The 6,708-nt window shown below is 59.1% G+C and carries 7 protein-coding genes; 6 read left to right on the plus strand and 1 reads right to left on the minus strand.

Annotated features, from left to right (window positions below; translation table 11 throughout):
• Positions 1–8: 8 nt before the first annotated feature.
• The 4 genes from B7X65_RS04290 to B7X65_RS04305 all read left to right on the plus strand — a co-directional run bounded on the left by B7X65_RS04290 (position 9) and on the right by B7X65_RS04305 (position 4,201).
• Positions 9–926, plus strand: a complete 918-nt coding sequence (locus B7X65_RS04290) for a YicC/YloC family endoribonuclease (protein WP_293592986.1) — start codon at positions 9–11, stop codon at positions 924–926.
• Between the two features lie 42 nt (positions 927–968).
• Entirely contained in the window at positions 969–1,589 is a 621-nt protein-coding gene (gmk, locus tag B7X65_RS04295) for a guanylate kinase (RefSeq protein ID WP_293592988.1), read from the plus strand.
• A gap of 47 nt (positions 1,590–1,636) precedes the next feature.
• A complete protein-coding gene (gene rpoZ / locus B7X65_RS04300) occupies positions 1,637–1,840 on the plus strand; it encodes a DNA-directed RNA polymerase subunit omega (RefSeq protein WP_096662930.1) in 204 nt (67 codons plus the stop codon).
• A 114-nt stretch (positions 1,841–1,954) separates the two neighbouring features.
• The gene (locus B7X65_RS04305; protein WP_293592990.1) at positions 1,955–4,201 is read left to right on the plus strand and encodes a bifunctional (p)ppGpp synthetase/guanosine-3',5'-bis(diphosphate) 3'-pyrophosphohydrolase; all 2,247 of its coding nucleotides are present in this window, start codon (positions 1,955–1,957) and stop codon (positions 4,199–4,201) included.
• Between the two features lie 17 nt (positions 4,202–4,218).
• Here B7X65_RS04305 and greB read toward each other — a convergent pair whose 3' ends face one another.
• Positions 4,219–4,803: a transcription elongation factor GreB gene (greB, locus tag B7X65_RS04310; RefSeq protein ID WP_293592992.1), complete on the minus strand. Its 585-nt coding sequence runs from the start codon at positions 4,801–4,803 to the stop codon at positions 4,219–4,221.
• 321 nt (positions 4,804–5,124) lie between these two features.
• On the opposite strand from greB, the gene B7X65_RS04315 reads away from it, so the two are divergent.
• Both B7X65_RS04315 and B7X65_RS04320 read left to right on the plus strand, forming a co-directional pair.
• A complete protein-coding gene (locus tag B7X65_RS04315; protein WP_293592995.1) occupies positions 5,125–6,423 on the plus strand; it encodes a site-specific integrase in 1,299 nt (432 codons plus the stop codon).
• A gap of 77 nt (positions 6,424–6,500) precedes the next feature.
• A partial coding sequence (locus B7X65_RS04320; protein ID WP_293592997.1) for an NYN domain-containing protein occupies positions 6,501–6,708 on the plus strand: 208 nt, incomplete at its 3' end.

A 6,708-nucleotide genomic window follows, 5' to 3' on the forward strand; every position in this document is an offset into this window, starting at 1 on the left:
ATAACTAAATGTCAGTTTACAGCATGACTGGCTATGCAGCCGTTCAATCCACGCCTGCGCGAAATACCCCGGAAACGGACGCAGCGACGGACGCCAGCGCACGCTTGGGCGTGGAGATACGCTCGGTCAATAGCCGCTTTCTGGATCTGGCCTTCCGCCTGCCCGATGAGTTGCGTCAGGCCGAGCCTGCCCTGCGCGAACTGCTGACCGGCAAGCTCAAGCGCGGCAAGATAGAAATGCGCGTCTCGCTGGAGAGCAGCTCCGGCAGCAGCCTGCGCGCCCCGGCGGCCAGCACGCTGCAGCGCCTCGGCTCCCTGGAAGACACGGTGAAATCGTGGCTGCCCCACGCTGCGGCCCTGAGTGTGGCCGATGTGCTGCGCCTGGCAGGCGGCGAAGACAAAACCACCCACGACTACAGTGACGAGTTGCTCAAGCTGTCCAAAAAAGCCCTGAAGGACCTGCTGGCAGCCCGGGAGCGCGAAGGCGCCCGGCTGGCGCAGATGCTGCTGGACCGCACGGCCCAGCTGCGGGCGCTGGCGGCCTCGGCCGTGCCCATGGTGCCCAAGCTGGTCGAGCAGCAGAAAATCCGTTTCATGGAGCGCTGGCAGGAGGCCATGGCGCTGGGCGGCGGCAGCACCCTGCCCGAAGCGGCACAGGACCGGGCCCTGACGGAAGCCACCTCCTTTGCAATACGCATCGATGTGGCGGAGGAAATCACGCGGCTGTCCTCCCATCTGGACGAAATCGACCGGCTGCTGGCCGCCGGCGGCGAAGTCGGCAAACGTCTCGACTTCCTGATCCAGGAGCTGCACCGCGAAGCCAACACGTTGGGCTCCAAATCCGGGTCGCTGGAACTCACCCATGTCTCGGTGGACATGAAAGTGCTGATCGAGCAGATCCGCGAGCAGGTCCAGAACATTGAATAAGGCCAGCCCCGGCCAGAACAACAACCTACACCACCCGCCGATATGGACTACCCAGGAAATCTCTTTGTTGTCGCCGCGCCCAGTGGAGCTGGCAAATCCAGCCTGGTCAAGGCCCTGATGGAGCTCGATGCGCGGGTGCAGCCGGCGGTGTCGCACACCACCCGGCCGCCCCGCGGGCAGGAAAAACATGGCCGCGAATACTTCTTCATTTCGCCCGAGGAGTTTGACGGCATGGTGCTGCGGGACTCCTTCCTGGAATGGGCGCATGTCCACGGCCAGCGTTACGGCACCTCGCGGCAAACGATCGAGGAACGCGTTGCAACCGGTGCCGACGTCATTCTTGAAATCGATTTTCAGGGCGCGATCAACATCAAGCGTATTTTCAACAACGCGGTGCTGATTTTCATCCTGCCGCCCAGCTGGGAAGAGTTGCGCTCGCGGCTGGAGCGGCGAGGCGAGGATACGCCGGAAGTGATCGAATTGCGGCTTAAAAACGCAGCCATCGAGATGGCCCAGGCCCACGAATTCGATTTCGTTATAATCAACGAGTTATTTGAACGAGCCGTTTTCGACCTGAAAACCATTGTTCATGCCCAGCGGCTCAAGTTTGCAGCCCAAAGACGTGCCCGCGCCGAGACCTTCCAGGCCCTGCACATTGCCTGACCTGCTGCTGCTTCATTCCCCCTATTGCATTTAACCCGGAGATCATCATGGCCCGCATCACTGTTGAAGACTGCCTGGAAAAAATCCCCAACCGCTTCCAGCTCGTTCTGGCCGCCACTTACCGCGCGCGCATGCTCAGCCAGGGCCATGCCCCCAAAATCGAGAGCAAGAACAAGCCTGGCGTGACCGCCTTGCGCGAAATCGCCGAAGGCAAAATCGGCCTCGAAATGCTGAAAAAAGTCCCCAGCTGAGGCGTCCTCCCTCTCCTCCAGAAAAGCACCGCCTGCGGTGCTTTTTTTGTTTCCCTGACGTCGCGTAATGCCCGCTTTTTGCACGTTTTATCAGCACCACGATACATTTAAGGCATGAGCGCCCTGGATTTCCCCATCGCAAACGTCACCTCCACCCCGGCTGCCGCCAACGCAGCCGCGGCGAGTTTTGCTGCGCTCACGGCCAAGCTGGACTACATGAGCGCCGAGGACGTCAACAACGTCCGGACCGCCTACCGCTTTGCCGATGAAGCGCATCTGGGCCAGATACGCAACGGCGGCCTGCCCTACATCACCCACCCTATCGCCGTGGCGCAGCAGTGCGCCGAATGGAAGTTGGACGCGCAGGCCCTGATGGCCGCCCTGCTGCATGATGCGATCGAGGACTGCGGCGTCACCAAACCGGAGCTGATCGAGCGTTTTGGCGCGCCGGTCGCGGAACTGGTGGACGGCCTGACCAAGCTGGAAAAGCTGGAATTCAACACCCGCGAGGAAAACCAGGCCGAGTCGTTTCGCAAGATGCTGCTGGCCATGGCACGCGATGTGCGCGTCATCCTGATCAAGCTGGCCGACCGCAGCCACAACATGCGCACGCTCAGCGACGTGCCGCGCAGCAAGTGGAACCGCATCTCGCGCGAGACCCTGGACATCTATGCGCCGATTGCGCACCGCCTGGGCCTGAACGCGACCTACCGCGAGCTGCAGGACCTGGCCTTCCAGCACCTGTACCCCTGGCGTTACGCCACGCTGACCAAGGCCCTGGCCCGCGCCCGTGGCCGCCGGCGCGATGTGATCAAGCGAGTTCAGTCCGAAGTGGAAGCAGCGTTTGCGAGCGCCGGCATCCAGGTGCATATCTACGGGCGCGAAAAGGCCCTCTATTCGATCTATCGCAAGATGGATGAAAAGCACCTGTCATTTGCGCAGGTGACGGACATCTACGGCTTTCGCATCATTGTCGCCAGCGTCACGGCCTGCTACACCGCCATGGGCGTGCTGCACCAGCTCTACAAGCCGCTGCCAGGCAAGTTCAAGGACTACATCGCGATTCCCAAGGTCAATGGCTACCAGTCGCTGCACACCACGCTGGTTGGGCCCTTCGGCACCAACATCGAATTCCAGATGCGCACCGAGGCCATGCACATCGTGGCCGAATCCGGCGTTGCCGCACATTGGCTCTACAAGGCCACCGACCCTGACAGCGATGCCTCGCAGCGGCTGGGCACCCAGTGGTTGCAGTCCCTGCTCGACATCCAGCAGGAAACGCGGGACGCCGCCGAGTTCTGGGACCATGTCAAGATCGACCTGTTTCCCGACGCCGTGTATGTGTTCACGCCGAAAAGCCAGATCATGGCCATGCCGCGCGGTGCAACGATTGTCGATTTTGCCTACGCCATCCACAGCGATGTGGGGCACCGCGCCGTGGCCGCCAAGGTCAATGGCGAGCAGGTTCCGCTGCGCTCGGAGCTGCACAACGGCGACGTGATCGAGATCATCACCGCGTCGGTCTCCAGCCCCAACCCCGCCTGGCTGGGTTTTGTGCGCACCGGCAAAGCCCGATCGAAGATTCGCCATCACCTCAAAACCATGGCCCTGAGCGAGTCGCAGGACCTGGGCGAGAAAATGCTGGCGCAAGCCCTGCGGGCCGAGGGCATAGACCGCGAGAGGCTGTCCGAGGACGACGACGCCCACCACGCCACCTGGGAAAAAATCCTGCGTTTCAGCGGCAACCGCACACGCGCCGAGTTGCTCACCGATATCGGCCTGGGAAAACGGATCGCCAGCATGATCGCCAAGCGCATCGTCACCCTGCTGGCGGAAACAGGCGAAAAACCGGACCCCTTGCTGATGAGCCGCGAGCGCTACACCGCGCACGAGTCGATTTCACAGGGCGCGCTGGTGCTGGATGGCAGCGAGGGCGCCTCGGTGAAGTTTGCCGCGTGTTGCCGGCCCATCCCGGGCGACGCCATCGTGGGTTATCTGGGGCGCGGTGAAGGCCTGGTGGTCCACACGGACGACTGCGCCGTCGCCAAAAAGCTGCAGCACCGCGACAGCGAGCGCTTCATTGCGGTTGACTGGTCGGACGAACCCACCCGTGCCTTTGAAACCGGTCTGCTGGTCACGGTCACCAATGGCAAAGGCGTGCTCGCCCGCGTGGCTTCGGCGCTGGCCGCCGCCGAGGCCGACATCACGCATGTGGACATGGGACAGGAACCTGCGCAGGATGCGACCGACCTGCGCTTTGATGTGGCCGTGCGTGATCGCATCCACCTCGCGTCTGTCATGCGCAGCGTCAAGCGTACCCCGTCGGTGTTGCGGGTCCAGCGCGCCAAACCAGGCGTCTGAACGCCCCCCGGGGCTGTTTACTTCATGTCCTGCGCTCGCCCGCCGGCAGCGTCCGGCGCCGGATAACTGACCTGCATCACCTCGATGTCCTTGAGTCCGCCCGGGGTTGCCAGCTTCACCTCGTCGCCGATCCGCGCCTTGAGCAGCGCACGGGCAATCGGCGAGATCCAGCTGACCTGGTTGCGCGCACTGTCCGCCTCGTCAATACCCAGGATGGTCACCGTCTGTCCGGACCCGCTGCTGTCGATGTAGGTGACAGTGGCGCCAAAAAACACCTGGTCGCTGCCATGGTGCACGGCAGGGTCGGAAATCTCGGCAATTTCAAGCCGCTTGGTCAAAAACCGGATGCGCCGGTCGATCTCGCGCAGCCGCTTCTTGCCGTAGTGGTAGTCGCCGTTTTCGGAGCGGTCGCCGTTGCTGGCGGCCCAGTGAACCACCTCCACCACCTTGGGGCGTTCGTTGTCGATCAGCTCCAGCAGCTCGGCCTTGAGCCGGGCGTAACCCTCGGGCGTGATGTAGTTTTTGCCGCCCGCGGGCAAAGGCGGCAACGACAGCTCGTCATCGTCGTCCGCGTCGGTTTCTTTGGTGAAGGCTTTGCTCATGAGCGACTGAGGCAGTCAAAACGTGTCCATATCGGGACATCGTAACGAAAAAGCCCTGGAACCTCGCGATTCCAGGGCTTGACGTTTGGTGCGGCTGGCAGGAATTGAACCCACGACCCCTTGGTTCGTAGACGACCCCTTGGTTCGTAGCATACTTCTTCATTGCCCATGAAAATCCAATAACGTCCATATACTCAATAAAATCAACAGTTTACAAAAATACAGCATCCAATCAAATCCAGCATAATCTAAGGAATGCCACCGTTTTTTCGGACACCGTTCGGACACGGAAGGTAAACTTACTACCACTTGGATGATGCGATGGGTAACCTAACCGTAAAGCAGATTGACAGTGCCAAACCAAAAGACAAGCCGTACAAACTGATGGACGGCGAGGGGCTGCAACTGCGAGTAGCCGTCGATGGCATCAAGACTTGGCTGGTGCGCTACATGTTGGACGGCAAAGAGCGTCAATACCGTCTGCCAGAACTGTATGGAGATGGTGACGGACGGCTTGGCCTCAAAGAAGCGCGTGAAAAAGCCACTCACGTTCGCGCTCTGGCACGCAATGGCATCGACATCCAGATAAAATTGGATAACGAACGACAAGCCGAAGTCGAACGTCTGGAAGTTGAAGTTGCGCAATCCAAGACGCTGACCGACTTATTCGATGCGTGGGTGGAAACCGTTGACCGAAAAGACAACGGAAAAGAATTACGCCGCTCGTTCGCACGCGATGTATTTCCTGTCGTTGGTGACCTCAAATTGAGCAGCGTGCATCCTGAGCACATAGAGAAAATTCTGCGAGGCGTAGTTGATCGTGGCTCGAACCGTATCTCAGTCACGCTGTTTGCTGACCTGAAACAGATGTTCCGCTGGGCTGGTCGCAAGCGCGCTTGGAAACAACTCTTTGAAAACCCGACAGACGAAATTGATCTCAAAAAGGACAAAATTCTGCCGCGCGAGTACGAAGGCGCTGAACGCAACCGTGCATTGAGCGATGACGAGGTGCGGGAACTGGCCGAAAAGCTGCCTAAATCCGGCTTAATGCCAAGAACTCAGATTGCCATGTGGCTGATGTTGTCCTGCTGTTGCCGCATCGGTGAAGTCATTCAAGCGCGCTGGGAACACGTTGACCTCAATGCTGGCACCTGGGTGATTCCGAAAGAGAACGCCAAAAACCGCAAAACACACACGGTATTTCTATCTCCCGTTGCGCTCAAGAAATTCCAAGAACTCAAGCAGATTTCGACAAACGACAAATGGTGTTTTCCTGACACCAGCGGCACTACCCATGTGTGCATGAAGTCAACGACCAAGCAAGTTCGTGATCGTCAAATGGCTGCAATTGGTCGAAAGCCCATGAGCAACCGCACCAAGAATTCAGATGTCCTATTGCTGGTCAATGGTGACTGGGTACCGCACGATTTGCGGCGCACTGGCGCAACAATGATGCAATCACTACATGTTGCACCGGCCATTATTGAGCGCGTACTGAATCACGTTGAGCCCAGCAAGCTTGTACGGACATACCAAACATACGACTACGCCGAGGAAAAGCGGGATGCATGGAACCGACTGGGAAAAAGACTTTCGGAGCTTGTGCCTCAACTTGCATAACCATGGCTTACGTCTGAAAAGGCTGCCCGGGTTCATGAATCTTGGATACTAGGACACTAATTCTGGAGGGCACGAACATGGCAGGTGGAGATGTAACGAGGCTTGCGGTTTTGATTGATGCTGATAACGCGTCGTTCGCGGTCGTGAAAGAACTTTTGGACGAGGTTGCCAAGTACGGCACCGCGACTGTCAAAAGAGCTTATGGCGATTGGACAACACAACATCTCGTTGGTTGGAAATCTGTTCTGCATAAGTATGCAATTCAACCGATGCAGCAGTTCGCAT

The sequence above is a fragment of the Polaromonas sp. 39-63-25 genome, assembly GCF_002278925.1.
Lineage (GTDB): Bacteria > Pseudomonadota > Gammaproteobacteria > Burkholderiales > Burkholderiaceae_C > Polaromonas.